Origin of the sequence: Rhodosalinus sp. K401 (assembly GCF_041365735.1) — a bacterium.
In the GTDB taxonomy this organism is placed as follows: domain Bacteria; phylum Pseudomonadota; class Alphaproteobacteria; order Rhodobacterales; family Rhodobacteraceae; genus Rhodosalinus.
In genome coordinates this window covers 262,891-280,620 of sequence record NZ_JBGFSI010000003.1, presented here as the reverse complement: position 1 = coordinate 280,620, position 17,730 = coordinate 262,891, and the positions used below count along the sequence as shown (strand labels likewise).

At 70.8% G+C, this 17,730-nt stretch carries 17 protein-coding genes; 13 read left to right on the top strand and 4 right to left on the bottom strand.

The features are described 5' to 3' along the window. Positions 1 to 31 precede the first annotated feature (31 nt). Positions 32 to 1,462, bottom strand: a complete 1,431-nt coding sequence (locus tag AB6A66_RS05635) for an amidase (RefSeq protein ID WP_371055111.1) — start codon at positions 1,460 to 1,462, stop codon at positions 32 to 34. Positions 1,463 to 1,571: 109 nt separating this feature from the next. Here AB6A66_RS05635 and AB6A66_RS05630 point away from each other — a divergent pair, with 109 nt between their 5' ends. Continuing rightward, the gene (locus AB6A66_RS05630) at positions 1,572 to 2,234 is read left to right on the top strand and encodes a DUF4396 domain-containing protein (RefSeq protein ID WP_371055110.1); all 663 of its coding nucleotides are present in this window, start codon (positions 1,572 to 1,574) and stop codon (positions 2,232 to 2,234) included. On the opposite strand, the gene AB6A66_RS05625 is transcribed toward AB6A66_RS05630, so the two are convergent. Together AB6A66_RS05625 and AB6A66_RS05620 are read right to left on the bottom strand one after the other, a co-directional pair. Then, positions 2,228 to 2,761: a CIA30 family protein gene (locus AB6A66_RS05625; RefSeq protein WP_371055109.1), complete on the bottom strand. Its 534-nt coding sequence runs from the start codon at positions 2,759 to 2,761 to the stop codon at positions 2,228 to 2,230. The two genes, AB6A66_RS05630 and AB6A66_RS05625, sit on opposite strands and share 7 nt — an antisense overlap. 43 nt (positions 2,762 to 2,804) lie before the next feature. Further along, positions 2,805 to 4,697: a propionyl-CoA synthetase gene (locus AB6A66_RS05620; protein WP_371037516.1), complete on the bottom strand. Its 1,893-nt coding sequence runs from the start codon at positions 4,695 to 4,697 to the stop codon at positions 2,805 to 2,807. A 198-nt stretch (positions 4,698 to 4,895) separates the two neighbouring features. On the opposite strand from AB6A66_RS05620, the gene ybgC reads away from it, so the two are divergent. From ybgC to argF, 12 genes are all read left to right on the top strand, one after another. After that, positions 4,896 to 5,285, top strand: a complete 390-nt coding sequence (ybgC, locus tag AB6A66_RS05615) for a tol-pal system-associated acyl-CoA thioesterase (RefSeq protein WP_371055108.1) — start codon at positions 4,896 to 4,898, stop codon at positions 5,283 to 5,285. A gap of 106 nt (positions 5,286 to 5,391) precedes the next feature. Then, on the top strand, positions 5,392 to 6,087 hold the full coding sequence (tolQ, locus tag AB6A66_RS05610; RefSeq protein ID WP_371037514.1) for a protein TolQ: 696 nt from the start codon (positions 5,392 to 5,394) through the stop codon (positions 6,085 to 6,087). A gap of 4 nt (positions 6,088 to 6,091) precedes the next feature. Beyond that, the gene (tolR, locus tag AB6A66_RS05605; RefSeq protein ID WP_371037513.1) at positions 6,092 to 6,571 is read left to right on the top strand and encodes a protein TolR; all 480 of its coding nucleotides are present in this window, start codon (positions 6,092 to 6,094) and stop codon (positions 6,569 to 6,571) included. 9 nt (positions 6,572 to 6,580) lie between these two features. After that, positions 6,581 to 7,726 carry a hypothetical protein gene (locus tag AB6A66_RS05600; RefSeq protein ID WP_371055107.1) on the top strand — a complete coding sequence of 382 codons (1,146 nt, stop codon included), beginning with the start codon at positions 6,581 to 6,583 and terminating at the stop codon, positions 7,724 to 7,726. Continuing rightward, complete coding sequence (gene tolB / locus AB6A66_RS05595) at positions 7,723 to 9,042, top strand: Tol-Pal system beta propeller repeat protein TolB (RefSeq protein WP_371055106.1); 1,320 nt, start codon at positions 7,723 to 7,725, stop codon at positions 9,040 to 9,042. The genes AB6A66_RS05600 and tolB overlap by 4 nt, the downstream gene beginning before the upstream one ends. A gap of 75 nt (positions 9,043 to 9,117) precedes the next feature. Next, on the top strand, positions 9,118 to 9,636 hold the full coding sequence (gene pal, locus AB6A66_RS05590) for a peptidoglycan-associated lipoprotein Pal (protein ID WP_371055105.1): 519 nt from the start codon (positions 9,118 to 9,120) through the stop codon (positions 9,634 to 9,636). A gap of 7 nt (positions 9,637 to 9,643) precedes the next feature. Beyond that, the gene (locus tag AB6A66_RS05585; RefSeq protein WP_371055104.1) at positions 9,644 to 10,483 is read left to right on the top strand and encodes a tetratricopeptide repeat protein; all 840 of its coding nucleotides are present in this window, start codon (positions 9,644 to 9,646) and stop codon (positions 10,481 to 10,483) included. Next, positions 10,480 to 11,829, top strand: a complete 1,350-nt coding sequence (tilS, locus tag AB6A66_RS05580; protein ID WP_371055103.1) for a tRNA lysidine(34) synthetase TilS — start codon at positions 10,480 to 10,482, stop codon at positions 11,827 to 11,829. The genes AB6A66_RS05585 and tilS overlap by 4 nt, the downstream gene beginning before the upstream one ends. Before the next feature lie 121 nt (positions 11,830 to 11,950). Further along, positions 11,951 to 13,873 (top strand): ATP-dependent zinc metalloprotease FtsH, encoded by a 1,923-nt coding sequence (ftsH, locus tag AB6A66_RS05575; RefSeq protein WP_371055102.1) that lies wholly within the window; start codon positions 11,951 to 11,953, stop codon positions 13,871 to 13,873. A gap of 122 nt (positions 13,874 to 13,995) precedes the next feature. Beyond that, entirely contained in the window at positions 13,996 to 14,763 is a 768-nt protein-coding gene (truA, locus tag AB6A66_RS05570; protein WP_371055101.1) for a tRNA pseudouridine(38-40) synthase TruA, read from the top strand. A 211-nt stretch (positions 14,764 to 14,974) separates the two neighbouring features. Beyond that, entirely contained in the window at positions 14,975 to 16,162 is a 1,188-nt protein-coding gene (locus tag AB6A66_RS05565) for an aspartate aminotransferase family protein (RefSeq protein ID WP_371055100.1), read from the top strand. Positions 16,163 to 16,251: 89 nt separating this feature from the next. Next, entirely contained in the window at positions 16,252 to 17,157 is a 906-nt protein-coding gene (gene argF / locus AB6A66_RS05560) for an ornithine carbamoyltransferase (RefSeq protein ID WP_371037504.1), read from the top strand. Positions 17,158 to 17,178: 21 nt separating this feature from the next. On the opposite strand, the gene AB6A66_RS05555 is transcribed toward argF, so the two are convergent. Continuing rightward, complete coding sequence (locus AB6A66_RS05555; protein WP_371055099.1) at positions 17,179 to 17,643, bottom strand: NUDIX hydrolase; 465 nt, start codon at positions 17,641 to 17,643, stop codon at positions 17,179 to 17,181. Between the last annotated feature and the right edge of the window lie 87 nt (positions 17,644 to 17,730).

Below are 17,730 nucleotides of genomic sequence, written 5' to 3'. Positions count from 1 at the left end.
CGATTTTTCGATCGAAAAATCGTCTTCGGACTCAGCCCATGCGCGCCCAGAGATGGGGCGCCATCGGGCCCACCTGCGCTTCCACCGCGGCCATCGCCTCCACCACGAGGTCCTCGCGCCAGCGCCGTCCTATGATCTGCACGCCGATGGGCTGCGGGCCTGCCGGCAGGGCGGCAAGGCGGGCGGGCACGTTGCCCGCCGGCAGCCCGGTGAAGTTCATCGCGAAGGACCAGAAGGCCGATCCCAGCGCCTCCTCCACGCCCTCGGCGCCCTCCGCGTCCCGGCCGGGCGCGAAGAACGGATGGGCCAGGAAGGGCGTCAGGACCAGCGGGTAGTCCTCGAGGAAAAGCGACCAGGCGCGGGCAAAGCGCGTGCGCTCGGCCATGGCGCGAAGCTGTTCGGCGCCCTCGTAGGGCGGATATTGGCGGAAGTATTCGGCGAAGATCGCGTTCAGCGTCTCCGATCCCTTCTCGGCGATGTCCGCGCCCATGAGCGCCTTCACCTCGCCCATGAGCGCGCGGTAGCCCACCTCGGCCGTCTCGGGCATGAGGGGCGGCGCGGCCTCTTCCACCGCGTAGCCGGCCGCCGAAAGCGCCTCGGCCGCGGTGTCGAGGGCGGCCGCCACTTCCGGGTGCAGCGGGTAGCCGCAGGTTTCCCGGGTGAACGCCACGCGGATCGGCCGGTCGAGCCGTGCGCCGCGGTAGGCCAGCGGCACGTGGAAGGGATCGCGCGGGTCCGGGGCGACGAGCGCGTCCATGGCCAGATCGAGGTCGGCGGCGTTTCGGGCGAGGACGCCCTGCACCGACATGGCTTGCGCCAGCATGCCGCGCTCCGCCGTTTGCGAGGGGTTCCACGCCGGCACGCGGCCGAGCCCCGGTTTCACGGTCACCGCGCCGCAGGCCGAGGCGGGGAAGCGCAGCGAGCCGCCGATATCGTTGCCATGGCCGAGCGCGCCGATCCCCGCCATCACCGCCGCGCCCGCCCCGCCAGACGACCCGCCGGGCGAGACGTGATCGCCCCAGGGATTGATCGTGCGGCCGTGAAGCGGCCCGTCGGTGTGGGCGCGGAAGGAGAACTCGGGCGTGTTCGTGCGGCCGATCGGAACCGCGCCGGCGGCGAGGAGGTTGCGCACCACCGGCGCGTCGTCCGGAGCGACGAGCCCCGCGAAGGCGGGCACGCCGTTCGTGGTGGCTTTGCCTGCCTGGTCCACGTTCACCTTGATCGTGACGGGAACGCCGTGGAGCGGGCCGAGGGGTCCGCCCTCGGCCCGCTGCTCGTCGAGCGCGCGGGCGCGGGCGCGCGCCTCGTCCTCGAGCCCCTCGACCACCGCGTTGAGGCGCGGATTGACCGCGTCCATGCGGGCCAGTGCAGCCTCGGTCGCCTCGGCCGCGCTCAGCTGCCCCTCGCGGATCGCGGCGGCCATCTCTGCGGCGCCAAGGCGCCAGGGATCGGTCTGGGACATGCCGGAACTCTCCTTTGGGTCCGGGAAGGCTAGGACGCCCCGGCGCGCCCTGGCAAGCGGCCGCGTGTTCGGGCTTGCATCCGGGGTGGGCAGGCGCGACGCTCGGGCCATGGATATAGTCGTCGCGATACTCTCCTCTCCATGGTTCCTGGTGGCCTGGGCGTCGGTCGCGGTGCCGAGCCTTTACGTGGTGATCCGCGACCTGCGCACGGAAAACGCCCATCTGATGAGCCTGATGAAGCTCGTCTGGGTGCTGACGGTGGTCTATTCCGGGCCGCTCGGCCTCTGGATCTACTGGACGACCGGCCGGCGGCAGATTCCGCGGGACGGTCTTTACCGCCGCGCGTTCCGGTCGGTGGCGCATTGTTACTCGGGATGCGGCATGGGCGAGGTCGCGGGGATGTTCATCGCCGTGGGCCTTCTGCAACTCGGGACGCTCTGGGTCGCGGCGGTCACGTTCACGCTGGCCTATGTCGCGGGCTACGCCCTGACGGTGGGCCCGCTCCTGCAGGAGGGCGTGGGGCTGCGCCGCGCGCTCTGGGATGCCTTCCTGTCCGAGACGCCCTCGATCACGGTGATGGAGGTGGTCGCGATCGGCGTGGATCTCTCCCTTGCGGGGGATGCGGGTCCCCGCGAGCCGCTGTTCTGGTCCGCGCTCGTCGTCTCCTTGAGCTGCGGGCTTCTCGCCGCCTATCCCGTCAACGTGCTGCTGATCCGGTTCGGCGTGAAGTCGGGCATGATGGACCCGCGCGAGGGCGCGGCGTCTCAGTAGGCCTCGATCCGGGCGACGCTGACCTCGGCCTCGTGGTCGCGCCCATAGGCCACCACCGCGATCGAGCGCACGCCCTCGGGTCGCGGCGTGGCGCGCAGCAGAGCGCCGGAGGGGTCGAACGCCTCTAGGGGGATATCCACCTCGGTCCAGTCCGCGCCGGTCTGGAACGGCGCCTGGTAATACTGCCAGGGCAGAACCGTCCCGCCGGTGCGCAGGTGCACGTAATAGCGCTCGCCATTGCCGCGCACGCGCAGGCGAATGCCCTCGGTCCCCGCGGGCAGGCCGTCCGGCAGATCCTTGCGCGCCTGGATGAAGCCGCCGCGATTCTCGGTGGAGACGTCGCCGGTGAGACGAAGCGCGCGCCGGCCCTCGATCACGGCGATTTCCGCCCCGCCGGTGGAGACGCCGCCCATCACCTGGTCGGTGAAGAAGGTCCAGTCTCCGGGCGGGTCGAAATCCTCGAGCACGGTATCGGCCATCAACGGACTCGCGAGCAGCACGATGCAAACGACAAGAAGGCGGCGCATGCCCTGCATCATGCGCCGCGCCGCGCCGCGGGACAACCCCACCTCACGCCTTCGCATAGCCGAGCGCGCGCATCGCGTCGCGGATCTCGTCGAGGATCGCCGGGTCGTCGATGGTGGCCGGCATCTTGAACTCTTCGCCATCGGCGATCTTGACCATGATGGCGCGCAGCACCTTGCCGGACCGCGTCTTCGGAAGACGATCCACCACCACCGCCAGCTTGAAGGCGGCCACGGGGCCGATCTGCTCGCGCACGAGCGTGACGCATTCGCGCACGATGTCCTCGTGCGGGCGGTTCACGCCCTTGGTCAGGCAGACCAGCCCGAGCGGAAGCTGACCCTTGAGTTCGTCCCTGACCCCGATGACCGCGCATTCGGCGACATCCGGGTGCGCGGCGAGCACTTCCTCCATCCCGCCGGTGGACAGGCGGTGCCCCGCGACGTTGATCACGTCGTCGGTGCGCGCCATGATGTAAAGATAGCCCTCGTCGTCGATGAGCCCTGCGTCGCCCGTTTCGTAATAGCCGGGGAAATGCGCCAGATAGCTCTTGTGGAACCGCCCTTCCGCGTTCCAGAGCGTCGGAAGCGTGCCGGGCGGCAGCGGCAGCTTCACGGCGACCGCGCCAAGCGTGTTCGCCCCGACCGGCTGCCCGCCTTCGTCCAAGATCTGGACGTCGTAGCCCGGCATCGGCACGCCGGAGGAGCCGAGTTTCGGCTCGACCCCGCCAAGGCCCAGCGGCACCCCCGTGATCGTCCAGCCCGTCTCTGTCTGCCACCAGTGGTCGATCACCGGCACGCCGAGCTGCGCCCTGGCCCATTCGATGGTGTCGGGGTCGGCCCGCTCGCCCGCGAGAAAGAGCGCGCGCAGGCAGGAGAGGTCGTATCTCGTCACGCACTCGCCCTTGGGATCCTCGCGCTTGATCGCGCGAAAGGCGGTCGGGGCGGTGAAGAAGCTCGCCACCTTGTGCTCGGAGATCACCCGCCAGAACGTGCCCGCGTCGGGCGTGCCAACCGGCTTGCCCTCGAAGACGATCGTGGTGTTGCCGTGGATGAGGGGCGCGTAGGCGATGTAGGAGTGGCCCACCACCCAGCCAACGTCCGAGGCCGCCCAGAACACCTCTCCCGGCTCGACGCCGTAGATGTTCTTCATCGTCCAGTTGAGCGCCACGAGATGACCCGCGGTGTGGCGCACCACGCCCTTGGGCTGGCCGGTCGTGCCCGACGTGTAAAGGATGTAGGCGGGATGGTTGCCCTCCACCGGCACGCAGTCGACGGGCGCCACCCCGTACTGGAAGGCGTGCCAGTCCACGTCGCGGCCCGCCTCCAGATGCGCCACCTCCTGTTCGCGCTGGAAGATCACGCAGAAGTCGGGGTGATGCGTCGCCTGCGCCAGCGCGCCGTCCAGCAGCGGCTTGTAGTGGACGACGCGCCCGGGCTCGATCCCGCAGGAGGCGGCGATCACGCATTTGGGCCTGGCGTCGTCGATCCTGACGGCGAGTTCGTGCGCCGCGAAGCCGCCGAACACCACCGAGTGGATCGCGCCGAGGCGGGCGCAGGCAAGCATGGCCTCGAGCGCCTCGGGCACCATGGGCATGTAGATGATGACCCGGTCGCCCTTCTCGACGCCCTTGGCGCGAAGCGCACCGGCCAGGCTGGCGACCCGGTCCCGAAGCTCGGCGAAGGTGATCTCGTGCTTCGAGTGGGTGACGGGGCTGTCGTGGATGATCGCCACACGATCGCCGTGGCCGGCCTCGACATGGCGGTCCACCGCGTTCCAGCAGCCGTTCACCATACCGTCCGAGAACCATTCGTAAAACGGCGCCTCGTCGTCCCAGAGCGCCTTCGTCGGGAACCGCTCCCAGTCGATGGCGCGCGCGGCCTCCATCCAGAAGCCTTCCGGATCCTCCTTCCAGCGCGCGTAGGTCTCGGCGTAGCCCATGGTCGTCCCTCCTCCAGCGTTCGTGCCGCGCGTTTCCGTGCGGTTTACGCAGCGGCGGGCGGTGCGGCAACCGGGATTTTCCCGCCAGCGTATGCCATGGCATACCCTGAAGCCCCCGGGCGCGGCCTGTCCAGCCCGTTGCCCCGCGGGCGCGCCGCCGCTAGGAGGGCGGCGGATGTCCCACGGAAGGTCCGCGCCATGTCCCACGCGTTCCAGTGCCGCGTCTACTATGAGGATACCGACCTCGCCGGCATCGTCTATTACGCCAATTACCTGAAGTTCATCGAGCGCGCCCGGACCGAGTGGGTGCGCGGGCTCGGGATCGACCAAGCGCGGCTGAAGGCCGAGGCGGGGATCGTCTTCGCGGTGCGCCGGGTCGAGGCGGATTACCTCTCGCCCGCGCGCTTCGACGATCTGCTGACCGTGGAGACCGCGACGGAACAGCTGACGCCCGCGAGGATCGTGCTGCGCCAGACGGTGCTGCGCGGCGCGGAGCGGCTCTTCGACGCGCGCGTCACGCTGGTGGCGCTCGGGGCGTCGGGGCGACCCGCGCGGCTTCCGGCGGAACTCCGCCATCTGCTCGCCTGACGCCGCCGCGCATGCGGTTGTGTTGGCCTTCCCCCTTCAAATCCGCTAGGGTCTGACGCAAGAGGGCCGCGATGAACGGCCCCGGGCAGAAACGAGCAGGCAGACAATGGAAATGGAAACCCTGGCCGCCGCGCAGGAGATGGATTTCTCCATGTGGGGCCTCTTTGCGCGCGCCACCTTCACGGTGAAGCTGGTGATGGTCGTCCTCGTGCTGGCCTCGTTCTGGGCCTGGGCGATCATCATCCAGAAACTGATGGCCTACCGCGCCGCGCGCGCCGAGGCGGCGCGCTTCGACCGCGCCTTCTGGTCGGGCGAGCCGCTGGACGAGCTCTACGGCGCGCTCGGGCCGGAGCCCGCGGGCCGGGCCGAGCGGGTCTTCGCCGCCGGCATGGCGGAATGGCAGCGCAGCCACCGCGAGGATGGCGGGCTCATCCCCGGCGTGCAGGCGCGGATCCAGCGCTCGATGGACGTGGCCATCGCGCGGGAGGCCGAGGATCTGCAGAAGGGCCTGCAGGTGCTCGCCACCGTGGGCGCGACCTCGCCCTTCATCGGGCTTTTCGGCACGGTCTGGGGGATCATGCATTCCTTCATCCAGATCGCCGAGGCGCAGAACACCAATCTCGCCGTGGTGGCGCCGGGCATCGCCGAGGCGCTGTTGGCCACCGGGCTCGGCCTTCTGGCGGCCATCCCCGCGGTCATCTTCTACAACACGCTGAGCGCGGCGAGCGACCGGATCGTGGCGGGCTACGAGGCCTTCACGGACGAGTTCGCCACCATCCTCAGCCGCCAGCTGGACGGCTGAGCCGATGGGCGCGGGGCTTCTTCCCGGGGCCGGAGGCGGCGGGGGCCGCAGCGCGCGCCGCCGGCGCCGTCGCGCGGTGCCCATGGCCGAGATCAACGTCACGCCCTTCGTGGACGTGATGCTGGTGCTGCTCATCATCTTCATGGTGGCCGCGCCGCTCATGACGGTGGGCGTTCCGGTCCAGCTGCCGGAAACCGCAGCGCGCTCGCTGCCCGCCGAGCAGGAGGAGCCGCTTACCGTGACCGTGACCGCCGACGGCGGGATCGCCATCCAGACCACCGAGGTCGCGCCGGGCGACCTCCTGCCGCGGCTGCGCGCCATCGCCGCCGAGCGCGACAGCCGCCGCGTCTTCCTGCGCGCCGACGGGGCCGTGCCCTACGAGCGCGTGGTGCAGGTGATGGGTGCGCTGAACGCGGGCGGCTTCTCGGATATCGGGCTTGTCACCGATGCCGGCGGACCCGCCTTCGACGGCGGAGAGGAGTGAGGACGGCCGGTGCATGCGGGCCACTATATCTCCGGAGCCGGGCACGTCCTGCTGATCGCCTGGGCCTTTCTCGGCGGTGCGTTCCGCACCGAGCCGTTGCCCTTCGAGGTGACGGAGGTCTCGGTCATCACCGGAGAGGAATACGCCGCGATCATGGCTGCGCAGGCTCCGCCGGAGGCCGCGCCGGGCGTCGACGGCCTTGCCGAGCCGGCCCCCGAGTCCGCACCGGTGCCCGAGGCGCCCGCGCCCGAGCCGCCGCCGGTGCGGCCCCAGGCGCCGCCCGAGACCGCGGAACCGCAGCCGGACAGGGCCCCCGAGGCTCCGCCCGAGGCGCCGGCGCCCGAGGCCGAGGTCGCCGACAGCGTGCCCGAACTCGCCCAGCCGGAGGACACCGCGATTCTGTTGCCCGATGCGACGCCCCGGCCCGAACCGCGCCCGGCCGACCGGGTCGCCCCGACCCCCGCGCCGCCGCCCCCGCCCGGGGCCGAGACCGCACCCGACACGGTTCCGCCCGCGCAGGCCGCGCCCGAGCCTGTGCCCGAGCCCGCGCCGGAGCCGGAGCCGGAGCCTACCGCGCCGGAGGAGGCCACGACCGAGATCGTCACCGAGGCGGAAGAGCGCGACGCCGCGCCCGACGCCACGCCGCGCCCGCGCGCGCGCCCCGAACGTCTGGCCGCCGCCCCGCCGCCCGAGCCGGCGGCACCGGCGGCGCCGGAGGCCCCTGCCGAGGAGACCGAAGACGCGCCGAGCCCCGCGCCGGACGATGTGAACCGAAGCGCGGTGGACGAGATGCTGGCCGAGGCGCTCGGGGGCGGCGGCTCGGGGACGGGCGGGCCGCCGCTGACGGGCGCGGAGCGCGACGCGCTCCGGGTGGCGGTGCAGGAATGCTGGGTGGTGGACGTGGGCAGCCAGGCCGCGAACGTGACGGTGACGCTGGCGATGTCGCTGAGCCGGGACGGCACCGTCATGCAGGACTCGCTGCGCCTCGTCTCGTCCGAGGGCGGGGAGGGTCGCGCGGTGGACACCGCCTACCAGGCGGCCCGGCGCGCGGTGCTGCGCTGCGAGCGGGGCGGCTACGACCTTCCGCCCGAGAAATACGACCAGTGGCGTGATATTGAAATGACGTTCAATCCTGAGAACATGAGGGTGCGATGATCGGACGACTGGCCATGGCTCTTGCGGCGCTCTGGGCGTTCGCCACGCCCGTTGCGGCGCAGGACGGTCCACTGCGGATCGAGATTACCGAAGGCGTGGTGGAGCCGTTGCCCTACGCCGTGCCCGATTTCGTCGCCGAGACGCCCGGCGCGGCGGAGTGGGGCGAGCGGCTCGCCCGCGTGGTCGCCGCGGATCTGACCGGAACCGGACTGTTCCGCGAGGTCCCGCGCGAGGCGCACATCTCCGCGATCACCAGCTTCGCGAGCCCGGTGCAGTTCGCCGACTGGAAGGCGGTGAACGCGCAGGCGCTCGTCACCGGGGCGGTGGCCCAGCAGGGCGACCGCCTGACCGTGAAGTTCCGGGTCTGGGACGTCTTCGCCGACCGGGAGCTCGGGCAGGGGCTGCAATTCTCCGGCACGACGGAGGGCTGGCGGCGCATGGCGCACAAGGTCTCCGACGCCGTCTATTCGCGCATCACGGGCGAGGACGGCTATTTCGACAGCCGCGTGGTCTTCGTGGCCGAGACCGGGCCCAAGGACGACCGGCGCAAGCGCCTCGGCATCATGGATTACGACGGCGCGAACGTGCAGTACCTGACCGACAGTTCCGCCATCGTGCTGAACCCGCGCTTCTCGCCCGACGGGCAGCGCGTCCTCTATACCAGCTACGAGACCGGATCACCGCGGGTCTACCTGCTCGATGTCGGGTCGGTAAGCCGGCGCGTGCTGCCGACTCCGGACGGCGCGAACACCTTTTCCCCGCGCTTCTCGCCGGATGCGCGGCAGGTGGTCTTTTCCCTCGCCCAGGGCGGCAACACCGACATCTACGTCACCGAGATCGCCAGCGGACAGAGCCGGCGGCTGACATCGGCGCCCTCGATCGAGACGGCGCCGAGCTTCTCGCCCGACGGGCGGCGGATCGTCTTCGAAAGCGACCGCTCGGGCACGCAGCAGATCTACATAATGCCCGCAAGTGGGGGCGAGGCCACCCGGATCAGCTTCGGGCCGGGCCGCTACGGCACGCCGGTCTGGTCGCCCCGCGGTGATCTCATCGCGTTCACGAAGCAGGCCGAGGGGCGCTTTCACATCGGCGTGATGCGCACCGACGGCTCGGAAGAGCGGTTGCTGACGGCAAGCTTCCTCGACGAGGGGCCGACATGGTCGCCCAATGGCCGGGTGATCATGTTCACCCGGGAAACGCAGGGGGCCCAGGGCTCCGCCGCGCTTTATTCCGTGGACGTGTCGGGCCGCAACCTGAAGCGGGTTCCGACGCCCGCCGGCGCCTCGGACCCGTCCTGGGGGCCCTTGCAGCAGTGACGCGACCCGCGTTCCCAAGCGCGGGGCGATATGGTAGTCAGGACCAAACAACAACCATCGAGCGGGAAAACTGAGATGACACTTTTCGGCAAGGCGGCACTACTCGCGGCGGGGCTGGCGCTGGGCGCCTGCACCGACGCCGGACGTTTCGACGACATGGCCGCATCCGGCACCGGTGCAGGCGCCAGCGCGGGCACCGGTGCGGCGGGGTCGGCGAGCGACCCCACGAGCCGGGCCTACTTCCAGGAAGCCGTGGGCGACCGGGTCTTCTTCGCGGTCGACCAGTCCACCCTGGGATCCGAGGCGCGCGCCGTGCTCGACGCGCAGGCCGACTGGCTGAGCCGGAACCCCGACTACAGCGCCGTGATCGAGGGCCACGCCGACGAGCAGGGCACCCGCGAATACAACATCGCGCTGGGCGACCGCCGCGCGAACGCCGTGCGGGACTACCTCGTCAGCCGCGGCGTGGCGGGCAGCCGCCTGAGCACCGTGAGCTTCGGCAAGGAGCGCCCGGTGGCGGTCTGCTCGGACGAGAGCTGCTACAGCCGGAACCGCCGCGCGGTGACGGTGCTGGCGATCGGGACGGGGGCCTGAGGCCGTCATGCGTTTCGCGGCGATTCTCGCGGCGGCCCTTCTGCTCGTGCCGGTGGCCGCGGCCGCGCAGGAGGCCGATCGCGCGCGCACGCTGGCCGACATCCGCCAGGATCTCACCGTCCTGAACGTCGAGATCCAGCGCCTGCGGCGCGAGCTTGCCACGACGGGCAGCCCGGACATGAGCGTCGCCGGCGGGTCGTCGCTGGAACGGCTCGATTCCATCGAAAGCGCGCTGCAGCGCCTCACCGCGCGCACCGAGGAGCTGGAATACCGCATCGCGCGCATCGTCGAGGACGGCACGAACCGCATCGGCGACCTGGAGTTCCGCCTCGTGGAACTCGAGGGCGGCGACGTGAGCGCGCTGGGCGAGACGCCCACCCTGGGCGGCCTGCCGGCGGACCCTCTGCCCGGCCCGGCGCCAGCGTCCCCCGCGGGACAGGGCGGGACGGACACCCCCCAGCTCGCCGTGAGCGAGCGGTCCGATTTCGAGCGCGCGGAGGCCGCGCTGGCGGAGGGGCGCCACGAAGAGGCGGCGGAGGCGTTCGGGCGCTTCCGGGAAACCTATCCCGGCAGCCCGCTGGAACCGCAGGTCTACCTGGGTCTCGGCCGCGCGCTCGAGGCGCAGGAGGACATGCGCGGCGCCGCGCAGGTCTATCTCGACGGGTTCAGCGCGCATCCCGACGCCGGTGCGGCGCCCGAAACGCTCTATCGTCTCGGCGCGGCGCTGGCCGCGCTCGACCGGATCGACGCGGCCTGCCAGATCCTCGCCGATGTCGGCGTCCGTTTTCCCGGCTCGCAGGCCGCGGACGATGCGGCGGAGCGTCAGGGCGGGCTCGGCTGCCCGTGAGCGAAGCCGGCCCGGATGCGCGTTTCGCCGCATCCATGGGCAGCCTGCTCGGGCCAGAGTTCCCGTCCGACATCGCGCTCGCCGTCTCGGGCGGGGGGGACAGCATGGCGATGCTGTATCTCGCCCATAACTGGACCCGCAGCTGGGGCGTGCGGCTCTGGGTGGTGACCGTCGATCACGGCCTGCGGCCCGAAAGCGCTGCCGAGGCCCGGATGGTGGCCGGAACCTGCCGCGATCTGGGCTGGCCCCATGCCACGCTGCGCTGGCACTGGGACGGCGCGGGCAATCTTCAGGATGCCGCGCGCCGCGCGCGCCTGGCGCTGATCGACCGCTGGCGCGGCAGCATCCGCCATGTGCTTTTCGCGCACACGCTCGACGACACCGCCGAGACCTTCGTGATGCGGCTCGCCCGGGGATCCGGTGTGGAAGGGCTGTCGGCGATGGCGCCGCGGCGCCGTGTCGTCCCGCACGGAGAGGCACCTGCGCCCCTCTCGGAAGAGGAGATCGCGGCGCGGACGCGCCCGCCCGGGGCGGCGCCGGGCGCGCCGCCCGGCTTCGAGGTCGTCCGCCCCCTGCTGGGCGAGCGGCGGAAGGATCTGCGCTTCTACCTCGGTGTCCTCAAGGGGCGCTGGGTCGAGGATCCCGGCAACGAGGACCCGGCCTTCGGGCGCGCGCGCATCCGGCGTCTGCTTGCCGATCTCGAGGCGGAGGGGCTGGGCGCGGAGCCCATCGCGGAGACCGCAGCGCGGCTGGCGCGCGCGCGGGCCGCGCTCGAGGCGCGGGCGGCCGACGTTGCGTCGCGAATCGCGCGCCGGGCCGATTGCTGCGGGGTGCCCACGGGCGACCTGCTTCTCGACCGGGACGGCTTGGCGAAGGTGGAGACGGACACGCAGCTGCGGCTGCTGGCCGCGGCGCTGCAATGGGTGGCGTCCGCGCCCTACAGGCCGCGCGCGCGCCCGCTCGAGGCGCTGCTCGACCGTCTGCTCTCGGGGGGAGGGGGCACGTTGCACGGCTGCGAACTGCGCGTCGAGGGCGCGGCGATCCGCGTCTTCCGCGAGCATGCGGCCCTTCGCGGGATGGAAACGCCGGCCTGCGCGGGGCGGCGCTGGGACGCGCGCTGGCAGGTCGTCCAACCCCGCGAGACCCACGTCATCCGCGCGCTCGGCCCCGAGGGCTGGGCGCAGGTGGAGACGAAGCCGCCCGGTGCGCCGCCCGCCCGGGCCGCCCATGCGCTGCCCGCCCTGTTCGACGGCACGCATCTCGCGGCCTGCCCGGCGCTCGGGATCGGCGCGCCGGAGGCGCTGTCGCTGCGCCCGCCGCGTGCGCCGGCGGGCATCGCGTTCTGAAATTGCGCGTGCCGCGCGCCTGCGCCGCGCCCCTTTGCATTGATCCCCGGCGGGGGATGTCTATTTAATGCGTCAGCCACCCGTGCTAACCATGCGCGCACCTGACATAGGAGTTTCCCCCTTGGGCAACGCACGCAACATCGCCTTCTGGGTCGTCCTGTTCCTTCTGATCCTGGCGCTCTTCAACCTGTTTTCCGGCGGCAACTCGACCCTGCAAAGCCGTGAGATCAGCTACACGCAGTTCGTCGAGGCGGTCGAGAACGACACCGTCAGCGCGGTCACGCTCGATGGCGAGCGCATCCGGTATCGCGGGACCGACGGTAACGATTACGTCACCGTGAAGCCGGAAGACGCCCAGGTAACGGAGCTTCTGCTCGACAACGGCATCGAAGTGCGCGCCGAGGTGCAGGAGCAGTCCGGCTTCCAGACCTTCCTTCTGTCGCTTCTGCCCTTCCTGCTGCTGATCGGCGTCTGGATCTACTTCATGAACCGGATGCAGGGCGGCGGGCGCGGCGGCGCCATGGGCTTCGGCAAGTCCAAGGCCAAGATGCTGACCGAAAAGCACGGCCGCGTCACGTTCGACGACGTGGCGGGCATCGACGAGGCCAAGGAAGAACTCGAAGAGATCGTCGAGTTCCTGCGCAATCCGCAGAAGTTCTCGCGCCTCGGCGGCAAGATTCCCAAGGGCGCGCTTCTGGTGGGCCCGCCGGGCACCGGCAAGACGCTCCTCGCGCGCGCGATCGCGGGCGAGGCGGGCGTGCCCTTCTTCACCATCTCGGGTTCCGACTTCGTCGAGATGTTCGTGGGCGTCGGGGCCTCCCGCGTGCGCGACATGTTCGAGCAGGCGAAGAAGAACGCGCCCTGCATCGTCTTCATCGACGAGATCGACGCGGTGGGCCGGTCGCGTGGCGCGGGCTACGGCGGCGGCAACGACGAGCGCGAGCAGACGCTGAACCAGCTTCTCGTCGAGATGGACGGCTTCGAGTCGAACGAGGGCGTGATCATCGTCGCCGCCACGAACCGCAAGGACGTGCTCGATCCCGCGCTTCTCCGCCCGGGCCGCTTCGACCGGCAGGTCACGGTGCCCAACCCCGACATCAAGGGCCGCGAGAAGATCCTGGGGGTGCATGCCCGCAAGACCCCGCTCGGCCCGGATGTGGACCTGCGCATCATCGCGCGCGGCACGCCCGGGTTCTCGGGGGCGGATCTCGCCAACCTCGTGAACGAGGCGGCGCTCATGGCCGCCCGCGTCGGCCGGCGCTTCGTGACGATGGAGGATTTCGACAACGCCAAGGACAAGGTGATGATGGGCGCGGAGCGGCGCTCCATGGTCCTGACGCCGGAGCAGAAGGAAAAGACGGCCTATCACGAGGCGGGACACGCCATCGTGGGACTGACGCTGCCGCAATGCGATCCGGTCTACAAGGCCACGATCATCCCGCGCGGCGGCGCGCTCGGCATGGTGGTCTCGCTTCCCGAGATCGACCGTCTCAACTGGCACAAGTCCGAGTGCGAGGAAAAGCTCGCCATGACCATGGCCGGCAAGGCGGCCGAGATCATCCATTACGGCGAGGGCATGGTCTCCAACGGCCCGGCGGGCGACATCCAGCAGGCCTCGGCGCTGGCGCGGGCGATGATCATGCGCTGGGGCATGTCCGACAAGGTCGGCAACATCGACTATGCCGAGGCGCATGAAGGCTACCAAGGCAACACGGCGGGCTTCTCCGTGTCCGCCCACACCAAGGAACTCATCGAGTCCGAGGTGAAGCGCTTCATCTCCGAGGCTTATGAGCGGGCCCACGCCATCCTGACCGAGCGCAAGGACGAGTGGGAGCGCCTGGCCGAGGGGCTGCTCGAATACGAGACGCTCACCGGCGAGGAGATCAAGCGCGTCATCAAGGGCGAGCCGCCCAATCTCGGCGAGGACGAGGACGACAGTTCCGGCAAGCCGAGCGCCCCGAGTGTGACGGCGATCCCCAAGACGAAGCCGCGCAAGCGTCCGCCCGAGGGGATCGGACCGGAGCCGGAACCGGAACCCACCTGACCGGGCGATAGCCAGGCTCATGTGACCATCAGGACCCCGCGCCGGTTGACCCGCGCGGGGTCTTTTCCTGAAACGGCCCGCGGGGATTGCCCGCGCCGGCATCCTTGCCTATGCGCCTCGCCATGCCCCGCTACGCCCTTCGCATCGAGTATCACGGCGGCCCCTTCGTGGGCTGGCAGCGCCAGGCCGACCAGTCTTCGGTGCAGGGCGCGCTGGAAGAGGCGCTTGCGAAGCTGGAACCGGGCCCCCACACCATCGCCGGCGCCGGACGCACCGATGCCGGCGTGCACGCGCTGGGCCAGGTCGCCCATTGCGACACCGCCAAAGACTGGGATCCGTTCCGCCTGTCGCAGGCGCTCAACCACCATCTGAAGCCCGCGCCTGTCGCCGTGCTCTCCGCGGCCCGCGTGGCGCAGGACTGGCACGCGCGCTTCTCGGCCGTGGAGCGGCGCTACCTCTTCCGGCTCCTGATGCGCCGCGCGCCGGCCACCATCGACGCGGGGCTTGTCTGGCAGGTGCCGCGCGAGCTCGATCTCGAGGCGGTGCGTGCGGGCGCCGCGCATCTGGTGGGGCGGCACGACTTCACCACTTTCCGCAGTTCCATCTGCCAGGCGAAGAGCCCGGTCAAGACGCTCGACGCGCTGTCGGTGGAGCGGGTGGAGGGCGCTTCGGGACCGGAACTCCGCTTCGACCTGCGCGCGCGGTCCTTCCTGCACAACCAGGTGCGCTCCATCGTGGGCACGCTGGAGCGCGTGGGCGCCGGCGCCTGGGCGCCCGAGGACGTGAAGGCGGCGCTCGACGCGCGCGACCGCGCCGCCTGCGGGCCGGTCTGTCCGCCCCACGGCCTCTACCTCGCCGGGGCCGGCTACCCCGAGGATCCCTTTGCGTGACCCTGCGCGGGGCGGGTTTTCGCTTCCGGCCGGGGCGCATCCGGGCTAAGGAAGATCCCATGAGCCACGCTGCCGCCTTTCTCACCCGACGACGCCCCCGCCGCGCCTGACGCGCCGGGCCGCCCCGACGCGTGGCGCGCCTCTCCCTGCAGATTGACTTGCCTTTGCCGCTGCGGCACTCAAGGGGCTTCGAGCCCGAAGGACCATGCCCATGATCCCGTCCGTTCTGCCCACCTACGCGCGTGCACCGCTGACCTTCGTGAAGGGCGAGGGCGCCTGGCTCACCGAGGCCGACGGCCGCCGTTTCCTCGACATGGGCGCGGGGATCGCGGTGAACGCGCTCGGCCACGCCCATCCCGCGCTCGTCGAGGCGCTCACGGCCCAGGCCGGCAAGCTCTGGCATGTCTCGAACCTCTACCGCATCCCCGAGCAGGAGGCGCTCGCCGACCGGCTGGTCGCGGAGACCTTCGCCGACACGGTTTTCTTCACCAATTCGGGCACCGAGTCCTGCGAACTCGCCGTCAAGATGGTGCGGAAGTACTGGCACGATCGCGGCGCGCCCGAGCGCAGCGAGATCATCGCCTTCGAGGGTGCCTTCCATGGGCGGTCCTCGGCGGCGATCGCCGCGGCCGGCTCCGAGAAGATGACGAAGGGGTTCGGTCCCCTTCTGGCGGGCTTCACCCAGCTGCCCTGGGGCGATCACGACGCGCTGCGCGCCGCGGTGACGGAGAAGACCGCCGCGATCCTGATCGAGCCCATCCAGGGCGAGGGCGGCATCCGCCCGCTGCCGGATGTCTGCCTCCGCGGTCTGCGGGAGCTCTGCGACGAGACCGGCGCTCTGCTCGTCCTCGACGAGGTGCAATGCGGCATGGGCCGGACGGGCAAGCTTTTCGCCCATGAATGGGCCGGTGTCGCGCCGGACATCATGATGGTGGCCAAGGGCATCGGCGGGGGCTTTCCGCTGGGCGCGGTGCTGGCGACCGAGACCGCTGCCTCGGGCATGACGGCGGGCACGCATGGCTCCACCTATGGCGGCAACCCGCTCGCCTGCGCGGTGGGGCTACGCGTGATGGAGATCCTGGCCGACCCCGCCTTCCTGTCCAACGTCCGCGCCACGGGCGGCACGCTGCGCCAGGGGCTGGAGGGGCTCGTCGCCGCCCACCCGGACGTCTTCGAGGAGGTGCGCGGCGCCGGCCTGATGCTCGGCCTGAAATGCCGGCTGCCGGCCGCGGAGGTGGTGCGCGCGGGCTATGACGAGGCGCTCGTCACCGTTCCGGCCGCCGACAACGTGGTGCGCCTTCTGCCGCCGCTCAACCTCGGCGCGGAGGAGGCGCAGGAGGCGCTCCGTCGCCTCGATCGCGCGGCGAGCGCCGCGCGCGCCGCTGCAAAGGCCGCCTGACGCCGACGTCTTCCTGTCGCAATATCCCGGGGACATCGGCGCAGCCGATGGGGCAGCGCCCCGACCCCGCAAGCCACGGACGCAGATCCATGACGCATTTCCTCGACATCCACACCACGGATCCCGACGCGTTGCGGCAGATGATCGACGATGCACGCCGCATGAAGGGCGCGCGTGCCGGCCGCCCCAGGGGCGCGCCCGACGACGAGCAGCCGCTGGCCGGGCGCATGGTCGCCCTCATCTTCGAGAAGCCGTCCACGCGCACCCGCGTCTCCTTCGACGTGGGCGTGCGGCAGATGGGCGGCGAGACGCTGGTGCTTTCGGGCGCCGACATGCAGCTCGGCCATGGCGAGACGATTGCCGACACCGCGCGGGTGATGAGCCGCTACGTCGATCTCATCATGATCCGCACCTTCGAAGAGGCGGTGCTGCGCGAGATGGCCGAACACGCGACGATCCCGGTGATCAACGGGCTGACGAACAGCAGCCATCCCTGCCAGATCATGGCCGACGTGATGACCTACGAAGAGCATCGCGGCCCGATCGCGGGACGCAAGGTGGTCTGGTCGGGAGACGGCAACAACGTCTTCGCCAGTTTCGCGCATGCCGCGCGCCAGTTCGGCTTCGATCTCGTGTTCACGGGGCCCGCCACGCTCGACCCCGATCCGTCGCTCGATGGCCTCTACACGACAGTGCGCGATCCCCAGGAGGCCGCGGCCGACGCCGACCTGATCGTGACCGACACCTGGGTCTCGATGCACGATCCGCAATCGGCCCGCGAGCGGCGGCACAACCAGCTTCGGCCCTACCAGGTCAACGCCGCGCTGATGGCGCGCGCCAAGCCCGACGCGCTTTTCATGCATTGCCTGCCCGCGCACCGCGACGACGAGGCGACCTCGGAGGTCATGGACGGCCCGCACTCGGTGATCTTCGACGAGGCGGAGAACCGGCTGCACGCGCAAAAGGCGATCATGCGCTGGTGCCTGGGCACGTAGCGGCCGCCCGGCCGGCGCGCCTCAGAACCGGGCGATCAGTTCCCTGAGGCCGGGTTCGCCCACCATGCGCGCGGCAAGCCCGGTCGGAACCCAGCGGCGGTCCCGCTGGCCCGCTTCGGGAAAGCGGTTCGCCAGGGAGGCCACCGATACGGCGAAGACCTGCGCCTCGATCCAGAAAGGGTGCGGCCAGACGCGCTTGCGCTTGAGGTAGTTATAGATTCCGACGGGGGCCACGGGCGCGGACAATTCGGGGATGACCCCGGCCTCTTCCCAGGCTTCCTGAAGCGCGCTTTCGGCGGCGTCGCAGCCCTCGACCGGCCAGCCCTTCGGCAGGATCCAGCGCTTCGTGTCACGGCTGGTCACGAGCAGCACCTCGCGCCCCGCGCCGCCGTTCCGGTGGCACAGCGCCGCGACCTGGCGATGCAGCATCCCGTCCGCCGCGGCGTCCGAGTATCCTGTCCAGTTCTGGCCCGGAACAAGGGTCATGCGATGTCGGTCCTGCTCTTTTATCGTCCGCGGGCATATCCACGCCACGGTTCATCGTTATGTATATACGTTGTGTAACGGTTTTGT

Bases quoted from the DNA above. Each gene is read 5' to 3' on its own strand.
- AB6A66_RS05585 (WP_371055104.1), top strand. From the start codon at position 9,644: ATGCGTTTCGCGGCGATTCTCGCGGCGGCCCTTCTGCTCGTGCCGGTG.
- tolQ (WP_371037514.1), top strand. From the start codon at position 5,392: ATGGAAATGGAAACCCTGGCCGCCGCGCAGGAGATGGATTTCTCCATG.
- AB6A66_RS05565 (WP_371055100.1), top strand. From the start codon at position 14,975: ATGATCCCGTCCGTTCTGCCCACCTACGCGCGTGCACCGCTGACCTTC.
- AB6A66_RS05620 (WP_371037516.1), bottom strand. From the start codon at position 4,697: ATGGGCTACGCCGAGACCTACGCGCGCTGGAAGGAGGATCCGGAAGGC.
- ybgC (WP_371055108.1), top strand. From the start codon at position 4,896: ATGTCCCACGCGTTCCAGTGCCGCGTCTACTATGAGGATACCGACCTC.
- AB6A66_RS05555 (WP_371055099.1), bottom strand. From the start codon at position 17,643: ATGACCCTTGTTCCGGGCCAGAACTGGACAGGATACTCGGACGCCGCG.
- AB6A66_RS05630 (WP_371055110.1), top strand. From the start codon at position 1,572: ATGGATATAGTCGTCGCGATACTCTCCTCTCCATGGTTCCTGGTGGCC.
- pal (WP_371055105.1), top strand. From the start codon at position 9,118: ATGACACTTTTCGGCAAGGCGGCACTACTCGCGGCGGGGCTGGCGCTG.
- truA (WP_371055101.1), top strand. From the start codon at position 13,996: ATGCCCCGCTACGCCCTTCGCATCGAGTATCACGGCGGCCCCTTCGTG.
- tolB (WP_371055106.1), top strand. From the start codon at position 7,723: ATGATCGGACGACTGGCCATGGCTCTTGCGGCGCTCTGGGCGTTCGCC.
- AB6A66_RS05625 (WP_371055109.1), bottom strand. From the start codon at position 2,761: ATGCGCCGCCTTCTTGTCGTTTGCATCGTGCTGCTCGCGAGTCCGTTG.
- AB6A66_RS05635 (WP_371055111.1), bottom strand. From the start codon at position 1,462: ATGTCCCAGACCGATCCCTGGCGCCTTGGCGCCGCAGAGATGGCCGCC.
- tolR (WP_371037513.1), top strand. From the start codon at position 6,092: ATGGGCGCGGGGCTTCTTCCCGGGGCCGGAGGCGGCGGGGGCCGCAGC.
- argF (WP_371037504.1), top strand. From the start codon at position 16,252: ATGACGCATTTCCTCGACATCCACACCACGGATCCCGACGCGTTGCGG.